Consider the following 13,608-nt stretch of genomic DNA (forward strand, 5'->3'; position numbering starts at 1 on the left):
CATGCTGCGTCATGACCGAAGGAACGGAACGCAGCGGCGGAGGCAGTCATGGACGACTACGACGTGATCATTGTCGGCGCGAGCATCGCGGGCTGCACGGCGGCCACGGCGTACGGCCGGGCCGGGCTGCGGGTGGCACTCGTCGAACGGCATCGCAGCCCCCGGGCGCACAAGACACTGTGCGGCCACTTCGTGCTGGGCGGCGCGCACGATGTCCTGCAGCGCATGGATTTCTGGCAGCCCATGGTCACGCACGGTGCGGCCGTGACGAGCGGACTCGGCGTGTGGACGGAGCACGGCTGGATCGTCCCCCGGCCGGCCGGCGCGGTTCCGCCGGCGATCAGCCTGCGCCGCGCCAAGCTGGACCCACTGCTGCGGGAGATCGCCGCTGCGACCCCGGGCGTGGACCTCATGCCGGGACACCGCGTCGTCGACCTCCTCCAGGACCACGCCGGCGGCGTACGGGGGGTGGTCACCGCGAACGGCGAGGCCGCGGGCACCGAACTCCGCGCCCGGCTGGTCGTCGGCGCGGACGGCCACCACTCCACCGTCGCCCGGCTCGCCGAGGTCCCCGAGGACCACGCCCCGAACGAGCGCTTCCTGTTCTGGACCTACTACGAGGGCGCGACGATGAACGGCCCCGGCGACGGCCAGGTCTGGCCCGTGGGGCGGGACGTCGCCGTCTGCATCCGTGTCGACGACGGGCTCACCCAGGTGGGTGTCTTCCCGGCGAAGGACCGGCTGCCCGAGTTCACCGCCGAACGCCAGGCCGCGTTCGACCGGTTCGTCGGGGGCCTGCCGGACGGGCCCTCCCTCGGCGGCGCCCGGCGGGTGTCGAACCTCGTCGGCACCACCGACTACCCGTGCGTACGCCGAGATCCCACACCGCGGCCCGGGCTGGCCCTGATCGGCGATGCCGCCACCTCATCGGACCCGGTTCCGGCCGTGGGCTGCGGCTGGGCGTTCCGCAGCGCCGCCTGGCTGGCCGACGCGACCGCCGAGCCCTTGGCCCAGGGCGGGGACCTGCACCGCGCGCTGCGCGGCTACCGCCGGGCACACCGGTTCATCGACGCGTACGACGCGGTGGGCCGGCGGGAGGCACTCGCCAGGCCGCCCAACTCGCTCCAGCGGGCGATCCGCACGGCAGCCGTGTCCGACCCGGACGTCTCCCGTCGGCTCGCGCTCTTCGCGATGCGGGCAGCGCCCCCATCGGTACTGCTGAACCCCAAGGTCGTGATCCGGGCCGCGGTCGGATCCCGGGCGCCCAGACTGCGGGGAAGGGGCCCGGCCGCCCCCGCCCGGCAACCGGCCGGACCCCGCTGACAGCGACTGCGTGCGGCCGTTCCCGGCGGGCCTCCGGCCATTCCCCGGCGCGCGCGGGCGTGCGGTCCACGCGGCGGGCGGGTCCGGCCGATCATGAGCAGGCTCCTCCACGAGGCCCGGAACGGCGGCGTGCGGGATGATGAGACGGAGAAGCACGTGCCATGGCCGCTCGCCGCAGGACTGTCGCGAGCCCCCTGGAGGTCCTGATGCTGACCACCCCCGTATGCCGCCTTCTCGGTATCGACGCCCCCATCGTCTGCGCGGCCTTCGGCCCCTGGGACGAGGTCGATCTCGCGGCCGCCGTGTGCCAGGCCGGTGGGCTCGGCAGCCTCGGCACGGCGGTGCGCCCCCTTCCGGAACTGCGGAAGCAGTGGGCCCGGCTGCGGCAGCTGACCGACCGGCCGTTCGCGATCAATCACACGAGCCGCCCTCTCGACGAGGAGGCGTTCCAGGCCACGATCGAGGAGCGGCCGAAAGCGATCTCCTTCCACCTGGCGGTGCCGCCGGAGCTGATCACCCGGGCGCACGACGCCGGCATCCTCTGGATCCAGCAGGTCTCCAGCCGCCGGCAGGCCGACGAGGCTCTCCGGGCCGGAGCGGATGTGATCGTCGCGCAGGGCGGCGAGGCCGGCGGGCAGGGCGGGGACGTCGGCACGATGGTGACGGTCCCCGACGTCGTCGACATGGCGGGCGAGGTCCCCGTCCTCGCGGCCGGCGGAATCGCCGACGGCCGTGGCCTGGCCGCGGCGCTGACACTGGGCGCACAGGGTGTGCTGATGGGGACACGCTTCCTCGCGTCGGAGGAGATGAGCGTGTCGCAGGCGTGGAAGAGCCGGATCGTCGAGTCCGCCGCCTCGGACACGGTGAAGGCCGTGGGCAGTGAGCGGATCCTGCCGCCGTTCAACCTCCCGGGCAGTGCCGGGGTGCCGCGCTGCCTTCGCACCCCCCTGGTGGACGCCCTGCGCGAGCACCCCGAACAGGTGGACCCCGCGGAGACCGTGCCTCGCGTGATGGCAGCGATCCTTGCCGGCGGCGGCGAGGAGTACCTTCCGTTCACCGGCCAGTCGACCGCCCTCGTGCACGAGATCCTGCCCGCCGGCGAGATCGTCAGCCGGACCGTGAGGGAGGCCGAGGCGGCGCTTGCGGCAGCCTCCCGCGCCATCGGCCAGGGGTCATGACGGCCCTCGGCCCCGGAGACGTGGAAGCCCTGACCGCCCTCGACGCCACCGCCCAGGCGCAGCTCGTCCGTACCGGAGAAGCCACCGCCGAGGACCTCGTCACGGCGGCCGTCACCCGCGTCGAAGCCCTCGACCCGCAGCTGAACGCGGTCGTCACGCCGGCGTTCGAGAGGGCCCTGGACCAGGTCAAGGCCGGTCTCCCGGACGGCCCGTTCACGGGAGTCCCGTACCTGCTCAAGGACCTCGTCACCGAGCAGGAGGGCGTCCCCCTCCGCGAGGGATCGGTCTTCCTGCGCGACCACGTCTCACGGCACGACCAGGAGCTCGTACGAAGGCTGCGCGCGGCCGGACTCGTCATCCTCGGCAAGACCGCCACATCGGAGTTCGGCATGAGCCCGACCTGCGAGTCCGTCCTGTACGGGCCGACCCGCAATCCGTGGGACACCACCCGGACCACCGGCGGCTCCAGCGGCGGATCCGCGGCCGCCGTCGCGGCCCGCATGGTCCCCGCGGCACACGGCAACGACGTCGGCGGCTCCCTCCGGTTCCCTGCCTCCTGCTGCGGCCTGTTCGGCCTCAAACCCAACCGCGCCCGGGTACCGCTCGGCGCCGCCTACGGGGACGCCTTCGGCGGCTGGGCCTGCGAACACGCCCTGACCCGCTCGGTACGGGACTGCGCCGCCCTGCTGGACGCCGTCGCCGGGCCCGAGCCGGGCGACCCCTACCCGGCCCCGAGCGCGCCGGGACCGTTCGCCGACCAGGTACGCCGCGAACCGGGGCGACTGCGGATCGCGTTCAGCAGGCGCCCGGCGGAGGGCCACCCCGTGCACGCCGACTGCCTCGCGGCCCTGGACGACGCCCTCGGGCTCCTGGCCGGGCTGGGCCACGAACTCGTCGAAGCCGAACTGCCCGGCCTCACACCGGACGTCGGCGACGCCATCGGCACCGTATACGGCGGCACCTTGTCCTGGATCCTCGCCTACTGGATCCGCGAACTCGGCCGCGAACCCCGCCCCGACGAGCTCGAACCCCTCACCCGGGCGTACTGGGAACACGGCCTGCGCCTCACCGGCGGCGACTACCTCCTCGCCGTCACCACACTCCAGCGCTTCGCCCGCACCACCGCCCGGTTCCTCGGCCGCTTCGACACCTGGCTCACACCGACTCTCGCCCAACCACCGCTCCTCCTGGGCGAGATGACCTCCACCGAGGACCAACCACTGCGCGCCGCCGAGCGGAGCGCCCCCTTCGTCGCCTTCCCCGCCGTCGTCGCCAACATCACCGGCGCCCCCGCCATGTCCGTACCCCTGTACTGGTCCGGCGCCGGCCTGCCCATCGGCGTCCACTTCCTCGGCCGCGTCGGCGACGAGGCGACCCTCCTGCGCCTCGCAGCCCAGCTCGAACGCGCCCGCCCCTGGGCCGACCGCCGCCCGGACCGACCCACGACGCCGACGTGGCACGATCCGGCCGCGAGGGCCAGCCTGGAGGAAGGACCCCCTGTAGCCCCAGCGAACGGAGACGGCCATGACGGCGACGACGCGGGATGACACACCGGTCGTGATCGAAGGCGGAGGTGTCGAACTCCGTACGCGAGCGATGGGGGAGGACCTGTCCGTGGCCTTCGTCCGGTTTCCGCAGGGCACCGATATGAGGCCTGCCCTGACCGGCCTGCCCGACGGCCTCTGCGCCTGCCCTCACTGGGGCTACATGCTCAAGGGGCGGCTGAAGATGGTGACGAAGGACGGTGAGGAGATCTACGAAGCGGGCCAGGCCTTCTACTGGCCGCCCGGGCACGCCCCCGTGGCACTCGAGGACTGTGAATACGTGGACTTCTCCCCCACCGAAGCCTTCACCGCCGTCCTCGACCACATCAAGGCACAGGGCTGACCCGCACGATCAGCGACGACCGGGCGTCATTCGAAGAGCGGGAATCTCGCGTCTTCGGGACATTCGAGCTCGACCGCCGCAAGGGCCAGCCCGACATCGCCGCGGAAAAGGCTGTGGCTCCACCCGACCGGCGGCATGGACTCCCGGCCGACGAGAGCGCTGTGCAGTCGTTCGGAGGCGAGCGTGAGCCATGCGCGCTCCTGGGTGAAGCGGTACATGTTCAGCAGGGCGAAGACGTGTCCGGCCTGACCGCAGCACAGCGAGGTGTTCGGTCCCCGGTCGTCGACAGTGGCGAACGCCGCCGCGGTGGCGATGTCCCGGTAGCCGACGTCGCCCAGGAGACGGTGCGCAGCGTTCCACAGGTACGCGTGGCCGGGAGATCCGTGGCACCAGCTGTTCATGTACGACGGCTTCGCCTCGTCGGTTCGCATGGGCCACCGCAGTCCCCGCCCGTGGCGTACCCCAAGGTTCGCCAGCTCGGCGAGATGCCTCACGGCATCGTCGTCCACGTCGCGGTTCGCGACCTGCCACCACGTCATGAGCGTGTACAGCAGCCCGGCCGACCCGTGCGCGGCACCGGTGTACGGGGGAGATGGGCGGTGGGCGGCGCTTGCGCCCCGGAGGGCATGCCGATGCACATGATCGGCGAACGCGTTGCCGCGGCTTGTCAGTTGCTCGAGCACGGACGCCGTCGCGTCATCCGGGAAATCGGCCTCTCGCAGGCTCCTGACGAGGTGCGAGCAGCCGGCGAGCAGGCTGGGGGTTCCGAAGGTGGGGTCCACTCCGTGGTCCGGCCGGTCCATGAACTCGAGGTAGGCGCGTGCGGCCACGACGAGGGTCCGTGTGTCGCCACGGGCGTGGGAGACCATGCCTCGGACCCATTCGACACCTGAACGGGTGTGGTAGGGAGAAACGGAGCCGACGACGTCCCGTCCGACGCCCGCGCTCTCGTCGTACAGACCGCGCGGTTCGCGGGCCAACGTCGCGGCGCGCTCCGCCCACTGGTCGGCCGCGGCGAGCGGCGCGGGGTCGCCTCCGAGCAGGGCCAGGCGCAGAAGGTAGTAGGCGATTCCCGCAGCGCCGTTCGTGAACGTCGCCCGCGGACCGGTCGCGGGTCCGGCGGCGAAGAGACCGTGGTTCGGGTCGACCAGCTCGCCGACGCTCTGGATCAGGCGATCCGCGCGGGTGATGGCCGGGAGCACGGACCGCCTGGCGGGTCGCTCATCGATCCTCACGCACGACACCGCCGTGGCCATCGCGGTCACCGAGGGGAACCGCGCGTTCGCGGACTTGGACAACGACCGGCGGAGCACGCTCTCCAACTCCGGCCACGAGGCGACACCCGCCTCGGAAAACGACAGGGGTGGTGTCAGCACGATCTGCTCGTGGAACCGGTCCGCCTCAGGGGCGAAGCGCACGTAGTCCCGGCCGGCCGCCACCCGGTAGCAGAGGGCTCCCAGCGCGTACTGCTCGGACTCGGCGGTGACGGAAGGCGGGGGCCCGCCCGCGCGTGCGGCTCTGGCGTAGTCCGGGTCGAAATACTCAGGCGCACCTCCACGGCAGGTTGGGGTGTCGGGCTCGTCCAGCAGCCGAGCGAGCCCGAAGTCGAGGATCCTGACCCTTCCTTCGGCGTCGACCAGCAGGTTTCCCGGGTGTACGTCGCCGTGGAGCACCTGCCGATCATGCAGGGTCGCGTACGCGGACAGAACCGCGACGAGGACGTCGCGCGTCGCCTGGCGTGAGTCGCCGGCACCGCCGACGGGAGCGACTGCTTTGGTGACGTCCGCGCCCTCGCACCATTCCATGGCCAGAAGACGGCGTCCCCCCTCATGGCCCAGCCCCAGAAAGCGGGGGCTCGGGGAGCCCTCCAGGCGTTGGAGAATGCGTCCTTCCCGCTCCAGCGCGGCGACACAGCGGCTGCTCGTGGCGTCGACCACCTTGATGGCGCAGAGCCCGCCTGTGGCCGTGCGCGCGCGGTAGACCTGCGTGTCGTCGGTGATGTGCACGCAGGACTCGACCGTGTGACCCATGAGTGAGGTCGCCGGTGCGTACCAGGGCGCCAGCTCACGACTCAGGTACGAGTCCTCATGGACCAGCCACTTGGCATGGAGGAATCGCGTGAGAACCGGCCAGGACGCGTCGAGGACGTCACGCGGGTCGAGCGCGTGCGCCCCGGCGTACCGTCCGATGACGTCGGGGATCGTGCGGGGAGTGCGAAAGCCCAGGAATAGCTCTGCCAGATCCTGGGACACGACCATGGATCGCGCGCGCGAACCCAGCCGCGTGACGAGCCAGTCTCCCTCGCCGACATCCAGACCGGCGAGTCCGGCGGAGTCGAAGTCCTCGATGGGAGCCAATGTGACGTCGGCCGGGAGAACCAGCCTGTCGGTGGTCACCTTCACAGGGCGCTCCCTTCACACGCGCGGACGGGTTCCGAAGTCGGTTGCCATGTGGAGGGGTCGACCCCCGCGGCTCGTGCACGCTGCAGCGCGGCGGAGTGCGCCTGCCGGCCGGTCAGCCCGGCACGCCGTGCCTGCACCAGCCCGCCGGCGAGTCGCGCGGTGACCCAGGTCCGCCAGCTGTCCACGAGTACATGGGGCCCGTCCGGCGATGGCACGGGGTCGAGCCCCCAGGAGAGGAGACCGTCGAGGCCGCTCTCACAGGTGAACGGAACGCCGTGTACGCCGGTTCCGGCCAGGACCGGCGAAAGTTCACCGGCCAGGTCTCGCAGTGCCCGTTCGGATGCGAGATAGACCACGAACTTGTCGGGACGAACCATGACGCCGACGGTGTCGGCCACCTTCCAGCCGATGACGCCCGGAGCCTCCGCGAGCAGCGGGACCGCGGCGGCCACGGTGTCCGCCAAATGGTCCGGGGTGGGGCTGATGTAGAGCTTGAGAGTCGGCTGCCCGGCCCGTGCCTGGACGTCACGGCGCCGGCAGGTGCGCCATGGGCGGTGCGGGCCCTCGACCCATCGTGGACCGCTCCCCAGGCCGTGTGGCATCGCACGATTCATCCTCGTGCGGAAGGCGTCGCCGTACTCGGTGGTGCGCCACGCGGGGCGGATGGCCACCCGGTGGAACGCGTACAGCCTCGCGGCGATGTCGGCCTGAGCGTCGAGGTGAAGCGACTCCGCGTAGGCGATCGCGTCAGATGACAGGGCTGCGAGGCGGCCGACGGGTGGGGCGGGCCGGCCGGGGGCCAGTTCGGCGAGCGCTTCGACACCGGTCACGAACCGGTCTGCGACCTGGACTTCGAGCACCTCGGCGCCGACGAGGTCGCCGAGCTCCTCGGCGGAGAGAGCGGGCCACGTGGGCGAGGGCAACCAGCACGGCGCAGCGAGTTGCTCGAACAGTCTCGCCATCGACTGACTGACGGCCTTGATCGTGCCGTGCTCGGCGCCGGCCGGAAGGAGTAGTCCGGCCACGGTCGGGCGGGACGAAGAGCCGGCCACCGCCTGACGCTGGGAGGGATCGAGATCGTCCAGTCCCCGCAGGACGTATCGCGGATTCGACCGGTAGAGGCGCCGCTCGCTCGCCGGCTCGCCCACATCGACTCCGGTTCTGCCGTTCACGCACCGAGTCCTCAGACCGCTGGGCAGCACTCTCAGCTCTTCTCGAGCTCCGCCTTCGCATTCCGCACCGCTTCGAGGGCCGCGGTGAGCTTCTGCTCGAGCTCATCGGCCTCTTCGACCGTCTCGGGCGCGAGGCGGGTCTGCAACTCCACGTCGGCTGTGGCGCGGACGATCTGAAGGGCTTGATCCAGCTCGAGCTTCATCGCGTCGAACTCTTCCCGCTGGATCACCGACGTGATGCCACAGGTGACGCCACCGCAATCGACGGTGGGCAGGTCGCACGAGATGACCGAGCAACCCCCACAGTGCGGACCGGCGACGTCCACCACGGTGATCATCAGGTCCTTGAACAGAAAGCGCACGACCCATCCTCCTCAAGTGAAATCAGATCGGACACGGTATACAGAACCACATGATTTACGCGTTTGCCGGTGATTGCCAGCAAATCACTTCAATGCACCACAGGGCGCGCACCCCGGTCGCACCGGACCCTTGTCTGGAGCCTGTCTCGCCATGACACAGCCGGATCCGTCTGCTGTTCGTATCGACGCCGCGCTGCCGCCTGATCTGCTGCGGGCAGCGGTTGAGGCGCTGGCTCACGGAATCGCGCGCCCCACGTTGCCCGGCCGGGATGCCGACGCCGGCATCTCGGCCGACTACGCGGAACGGATGAAGCGCGATCTGACCGAAGGCGAGGGCCGCCTGTTGGAGTCGATCGCCGGCACGCGCGAGAGGGGCCTCGCGCTCTGCCGGACCGGCCGGATCCACGACGGTGGCTCCTTGGTGGCCCACGCGAGAGAAATGCTGACTCGGGGGAAGACCAGCAGGGAGGCGTTCGTGCTGGCCGACTCGTTCCTCCGCGCGGCCGAGGGATTCGTGTACTTCTCCTCCGGCCGGACCGACGCGGCGGTCTCCTCGATGCTGCTCGCGCTCGATCGATGCCGGGAGCTGCGCGATTCCTGGAACTATCCTGTCGAGGGCCGCCGCATCCACATCGCCTGCAACACCGAGCGCGTACGAGTCGGTGCAGGCCATGGGCAAGCGAGTTCGGTCGCACTGGCCCAGTTGCTGAACCTGATCGACACGGCGGATCGCCGTTTCTGGCCCCATCCGCACCTCGAGTACGCCAGCGAGCCCGACCTGCTGGACGACGAGGCACGCTGGGAGTTGACGGACCAGGCCCTCGCGGTCCTGCCGAGGCTCGACCTCGAGGCCCTCGACCAGGTGGTTGCCGCTTTCCCTTGGCCGAACGCAGACGCGACGAGCCCATGGGCCGCCCGCGCCCGCTGCTTCACCGAAGCGCTGCATGCCGATGCGTCAGGAGACCCCGAGACTTTCCTGACGAGCTGCGCCGCGTTCTTCCCCTCCGGACCACAGCGCCTCCCTCGGGCTTTCGGAAGCCTGTCCAAGCGGCTACTGAAGGTGATCGGGTGACTCTTGGGCCCTCGGCACGCTGCCGGCTCACCCACCGGCCGCGTCGGCACTCCACGGACTCGACCTGCGCCCACCACGACCGGACGCACGAAAGGCCCGACCGCTTCGGCCCCGCCGCCCTCCGTGAGGGTGACCGCACCGGACACCAGCAGGGTGTCCACGCGCCCCACCACCTCGTCCAGCAGCAGATCGGCCAGCAGACGGACTCCCGCGGAGGTGGTGCACGCACCACCGTCGGCCGTGGCGATCTCCACCTGGTAGCCCCGGCGGCAGGCACCTCCGATGCGTGCGGCCACCGAGAACAACTCGGCCGGACCGGTGACATCCAGGAGTTCCACTCCAGGGAAGGCTGTGATGACGACGCGATGCGGTGCGGGCAAGGGCTCGATCATTTCGCCCGCCGCGCATGCCTGCAATGACGGGGTTCTCTCACATCCGGACATGCCTCATCGGCCGTCAGTCCTGTGCCTCCGTGGGCGATCCCACGGCGGAGAAGACCTCGACCACGCAGCCTGGACGATCCGCCTGTCCGCCGGCGTGGATGGAAGCCTGCTCGCCGAACTCGCCTCCACCGCCACGACCCTCGTCGCCGAGCCCGCACCCACCCGTGCAGCGCGGCCAGCCCCCGTTCCTCAACGTCCGACGGCCGTACCGCAGCGGCGGGCGCCGCACCGGTGACGGCCCCCGGGGTACGCGACTCGAGCAGTCTCCTCGGGTCGATAGAGCGGTTGGGAGCGGCTGGAAGAAAGGTCCCTAGGTCAGCGGCAAGAGCCCTCACTGGATTCCGCATCGGAGCGGTAGAAGGCGAGCATGCCCGGGTCGGGGGGCGGTTGGTCCTCGGCTCCCGGAAGGACGACGGGAGGCTGTTTGTCCAGGGTCAGGGTGATGCGGACGCAGTACTCCGTTTCCGTGTCCACGGTGCTGACGGTGTACCCGCCGCCCTCGTCCTTGTGCGTGTCGACGCCGTAGCCCGGCCCGATGCCGCTCTCCCGGATCGCGTCCGCGATCAGGAAGCCACGGTCGCTCTCCAGACTCGTGTAGTGCTGCTTGCCTTCCAGGTCCGCGACACCCTCGCGGACGGCATCTCGGAGTTCGCTCTCACTCCACGTCGACTCGGCCTGCATGCCGAACAGCCCGCCGAGCGCGATGAGCGGCGTGAGGACGATGAGCGCGAGTCCGACCGGGTTGCGGTGGTTGTAGACGTACCGGCTGGTCCCCCACTTGCTCCTGACGAAGACCGGCTCCTCACTCACCGGCTGCCTGCACAACGCCGATGAACGCCACCCAGGCTCCCGCGCTCCGCATGTGCTTCAAAACCTCCAACGTCTGCGAGGACATGCTCCGAAACAGCCAGCCGAACCCAGCGGGCGGCGCCCGCTGAGGCCGGCCCCTACGCTTCGCAGCCGGACCGCTTGGCGAGGTTGGCGGCGGCTTCCCGCACCACGGCCGCACTGTTGCGGATCGCGGTGTCCCGGTCGATGAGTTTCTTCTCCTCCGCCTGGGAGGGGGCGAGGAGTTCGACGGTGATGTACGGGGCGGTCGAGCCCATGCGGGCAGCGCAGCCGGCGGGGAGGGCGACCTCGGCCCGGTCGGGGAGTGCCCAGCCGGTGTAGCCGGGGCCGAGGGAGGCGGAGTCCTTCTTGCGGCCGGGGGCGCTCCGGGTGTCCTGGATGATCAGTTTGAAGATCCCTCGGGGATGGTCGCTGTCCGGGTTGGCGCGCAGCACGCTGCACTCCTTGAACACCGCGTAGTCGCCCTTGCCCTTCCGCTCCCACTCCTCCGCGCTGACCTCGCCGCCTTTGCCGTCGTCGATCAGCTCCGCCGTCTCCCGGCCGAGCATCCCGTGGCACAGGCTCTTGGGCGGTGGAGGCTTCTCCGCGTCGGGCCAGACCGACGCCGTGACGACGGCCGCCCCAGCGACGCCCAGCACGATGGTCAGAGGCAGCCACTTCTTGTCCATGGTCTACGGCTGTCCCATCTTCTTGGTGGCGTCGCCGATGCCGGTCTGGTACCACTGCTCGGCGGTCGCCTGGAGGCCGTCCTCGTACCAACCGGGGGTCGCGTCCAGCTCCTCGTCCGTGAGGCCGCGCTGCTTCGCCACGTCTCGCATCATGGCGTACATCTGGTTCTCGCCGTTCTCGAAGTGCTTGGCCAGGTCCCTGCGGGTATCGGCGTCCACCTGGGCGTTCAGGTCGTTCATGTACGCGGCGGTACCGACGTCGATCGAGCGCTGAATGACGTCCCCGACGCCGGGGATGATGGTGAAGGGCGCGCCGATGGCGTGGTAGTTGATCATCTTGTTCCAGCCGTTGGTGTCCTTCTGAGCCTGGCCCATGTCGTAGATGACGTCACCGCGCACGCCGTCGAGGTGGCCGAGGACCGACGAGGACTGCTTGATCCAGGCCTGCAGCTCCTTGTCCTCCTGGCGGAAGGAATCCTCCGGGAACCGGGCGAGGCCGTCGGCGATGACTGTGCTCTGCGACTGATGGATGACGGCGAAGGCCTTCGGATCCTCGGCGGTGGACCGGATGAGCCGGGTGAGGTCGCCCTCCTTGATGTCGAGGTTGTTGAACTCCGACGGCCCATCCAGCGTCTTGCCCAGGATCTGGTGCACGTCCGAGGAGTAGTCGGCGACGATGTCGGCCATGGGCCGGCGCAGGGAGACCGGTACGGCGCTCTGGTTTCCCTCCAGGTCCTTCGCGTACTCGCCGACCATCCGCTCGAAGATCGCGGCCTCCGCGGCGTCGTGATGAGCCGGGATGGCGTGCAGCGGGCTGCCCGGCGCACGGCCGGTGGCCGCGGCCTCGATCGCCGCACCGAACTCGGCGCGGGCCGAGCTCTGCTGCAGCTCCTCGGGCATCTTGCCCTCGACGTCTGCGCCGGGCCACTTCCGGTCGTCCAGGAAGTACTTGAGGTTGTCGGTGGTGTTCGGGTCGAAGTACGAGGTGGCCGCGGAGGGGTTGCGGCTCATGGCGTTCAGCAGGCCCTTCATCGGGTCCTCCTGCGTGCCCTGCCAGTTCTTCATGTACCCGTCGTACGGGTCGTCGGTGTTCGTCTCCCATTCGCGGATGATGTCGGCGACCTCCGTGAGGAAGGCCTCGCTGTAGACGGGGTCGTCCTTGTCCTTGTCGAACGGGGAGGACTTCGGGTCCTTCGGGTCGTACGGGCTGTCGCCGGAGTCCGCCGCCATCAGCTTCGTCAGCGTGCTCAGTCCCGTCGCCCCGCCGCTCAGCTGCCCGGGGTGCCGGTTCGGCAGGTCGTTGCCGTTGCGGGCGAGACCGATGAGGCGGTCCGTCCAGGCCGAGGTCATCCCGCCCGGGGAGCCGAGCGGGGAGTCGGGGCCGGTGGCGGTGGCGAGGCTGCCGGAGAACGCCTTGTAGAGGCGGGCGTCGGTGGCGGAGAGCGAGCCGTCTCGGCCACCGTGTTCCATGCTGCCGGCCAGCAGCAGGACGGCTTCCTGGCCGTCGCGGCCGTTGTAGCTGAGCTTCGTCATCAGCTCGGCCGAGAACGCGGGCGAGTTCTTGCCGCCCTCGACCAGCGTGAGCAGCCGCTCGCGCTCCTTGTCGTCGAGGTACTCCCAGCGGGCGTACAGCTTGGCGGCCTCGCGGCCGTTCTCGGTCTGCTGCTTCTCCTCCTCGCGCAGCTTCTTGGCCTCGGCGACACCGCCGATGTCGGTGCTGCCGAAGTCGTTGGGGTGGTTCTTGACCAGCGCGCGCAGCCCCCAGGCGCACAGCTCGTCGGCCTCGGCCGCGCGTGTCAGGATGCCTTCAATCTTGCCGCGCAGAGCCTCGAACTGAGCCTCGGTGGCGACGGGTTCGGTGCTGTCCTTCGACCGACGGTCAGGGTGGACGCGGTGGCTGAGCACACCGTTCGGGTAGATGGTGATGCCCGGCGGAGGGTTCTCGTACGTGGTCTTGAGGTCGTCCTGGGCGGACTTGAGCAGAGTGTGGGCGTCCTGGAGGAGGTCGCGTACGGACTCGGCCTCGGTGACGGCGTCGCCGAACTCCTTGGCCGTCTTGGCGACGAACTCCTTGGTGACGGAGGCGTTCTCACCACGCCAGGTGGACTTGTCAGCCTTCGTCTTCATGGCCGACGCGTCGGTCTTGAGTTGCGTCAGCTTCGCGATCATCTCGGTCCACTGCGTCGCCGCGGTGTCCATCGGGGCGAGCTTCGCGTTGAGGAGCTGCTCGAAAGTGGGCACGGCTGCGGCTC

11 protein-coding genes are annotated in these 13,608 nt (G+C 70.3%); 5 read left to right on the plus strand and 6 right to left on the minus strand.

Annotation, left to right across the window (positions count from 1 at the left end; all coding sequences use genetic code 11):
• Window positions 1–48 precede the first annotated feature (48 nt).
• The 4 genes from ACIGEZ_RS24050 (at window position 49) to ACIGEZ_RS24065 (ending at window position 4,388) form a co-directional block, all read left to right on the plus strand.
• Complete coding sequence (locus ACIGEZ_RS24050) at window positions 49–1,323, plus strand: NAD(P)/FAD-dependent oxidoreductase (protein WP_399834341.1); 1,275 nt, start codon at window positions 49–51, stop codon at window positions 1,321–1,323.
• A 161-nt stretch (window positions 1,324–1,484) separates the two neighbouring features.
• Window positions 1,485–2,501 (plus strand): NAD(P)H-dependent flavin oxidoreductase, encoded by a 1,017-nt coding sequence (locus ACIGEZ_RS24055; protein ID WP_399834342.1) that lies wholly within the window; start codon window positions 1,485–1,487, stop codon window positions 2,499–2,501.
• Complete coding sequence (locus ACIGEZ_RS24060) at window positions 2,498–4,048, plus strand: amidase (protein WP_399834344.1); 1,551 nt, start codon at window positions 2,498–2,500, stop codon at window positions 4,046–4,048. The genes ACIGEZ_RS24055 and ACIGEZ_RS24060 overlap by 4 nt, the downstream gene beginning before the upstream one ends.
• Window positions 4,026–4,388, plus strand: coding sequence for a hypothetical protein (locus tag ACIGEZ_RS24065; RefSeq protein WP_399834346.1), 363 nt, complete (start codon window positions 4,026–4,028; stop codon window positions 4,386–4,388). Before ACIGEZ_RS24060 ends, ACIGEZ_RS24065 begins: the two co-directional genes overlap by 23 nt.
• 26 nt (window positions 4,389–4,414) lie before the next feature.
• On the opposite strand, the gene ACIGEZ_RS24070 is transcribed toward ACIGEZ_RS24065, so the two are convergent.
• The 3 genes from ACIGEZ_RS24070 to ACIGEZ_RS24080 are packed head-to-tail and all read right to left on the minus strand — an operon-like array spanning window position 4,415 to window position 8,324.
• Entirely contained in the window at window positions 4,415–6,790 is a 2,376-nt protein-coding gene (locus ACIGEZ_RS24070; protein ID WP_399834348.1) for a lanthionine synthetase LanC family protein, read from the minus strand.
• Window positions 6,787–7,962 carry a hypothetical protein gene (locus ACIGEZ_RS24075; protein WP_399834350.1) on the minus strand — a complete coding sequence of 392 codons (1,176 nt, stop codon included), beginning with the start codon at window positions 7,960–7,962 and terminating at the stop codon, window positions 6,787–6,789. Before ACIGEZ_RS24075 ends, ACIGEZ_RS24070 begins: the two co-directional genes overlap by 4 nt.
• Window positions 7,963–7,994: 32 nt before the next feature.
• Window positions 7,995–8,324 carry a hypothetical protein gene (locus ACIGEZ_RS24080; RefSeq protein WP_399834352.1) on the minus strand — a complete coding sequence of 110 codons (330 nt, stop codon included), beginning with the start codon at window positions 8,322–8,324 and terminating at the stop codon, window positions 7,995–7,997.
• Between the two features lie 151 nt (window positions 8,325–8,475).
• On the opposite strand from ACIGEZ_RS24080, the gene ACIGEZ_RS24085 reads away from it, so the two are divergent.
• Window positions 8,476–9,396, plus strand: a complete 921-nt coding sequence (locus ACIGEZ_RS24085) for a hypothetical protein (protein WP_399834354.1) — start codon at window positions 8,476–8,478, stop codon at window positions 9,394–9,396.
• A gap of 758 nt (window positions 9,397–10,154) precedes the next feature.
• Here the strand turns inward: ACIGEZ_RS24085 and ACIGEZ_RS24090 are convergent.
• The 3 genes from ACIGEZ_RS24090 to ACIGEZ_RS24100 all read right to left on the minus strand — a co-directional run bounded on the left by ACIGEZ_RS24090 (window position 10,155) and on the right by ACIGEZ_RS24100 (window position 13,597).
• On the minus strand, window positions 10,155–10,649 hold the full coding sequence (locus ACIGEZ_RS24090) for a hypothetical protein (RefSeq protein ID WP_399834356.1): 495 nt from the start codon (window positions 10,647–10,649) through the stop codon (window positions 10,155–10,157).
• Between the two features lie 137 nt (window positions 10,650–10,786).
• The gene (locus ACIGEZ_RS24095; protein WP_399834358.1) at window positions 10,787–11,356 is read right to left on the minus strand and encodes a hypothetical protein; all 570 of its coding nucleotides are present in this window, start codon (window positions 11,354–11,356) and stop codon (window positions 10,787–10,789) included.
• Between the two features lie 3 nt (window positions 11,357–11,359).
• Window positions 11,360–13,597: a DUF6571 family protein gene (locus tag ACIGEZ_RS24100; RefSeq protein WP_399834360.1), complete on the minus strand. Its 2,238-nt coding sequence runs from the start codon at window positions 13,595–13,597 to the stop codon at window positions 11,360–11,362.
• Window positions 13,598–13,608: the final 11 nt, after the last annotated feature.

Origin of the sequence: Streptomyces sp. NPDC085481, from assembly GCF_044541845.1 — a bacterium.
Taxonomy (GTDB): domain Bacteria; phylum Actinomycetota; class Actinomycetes; order Streptomycetales; family Streptomycetaceae; genus Streptomyces.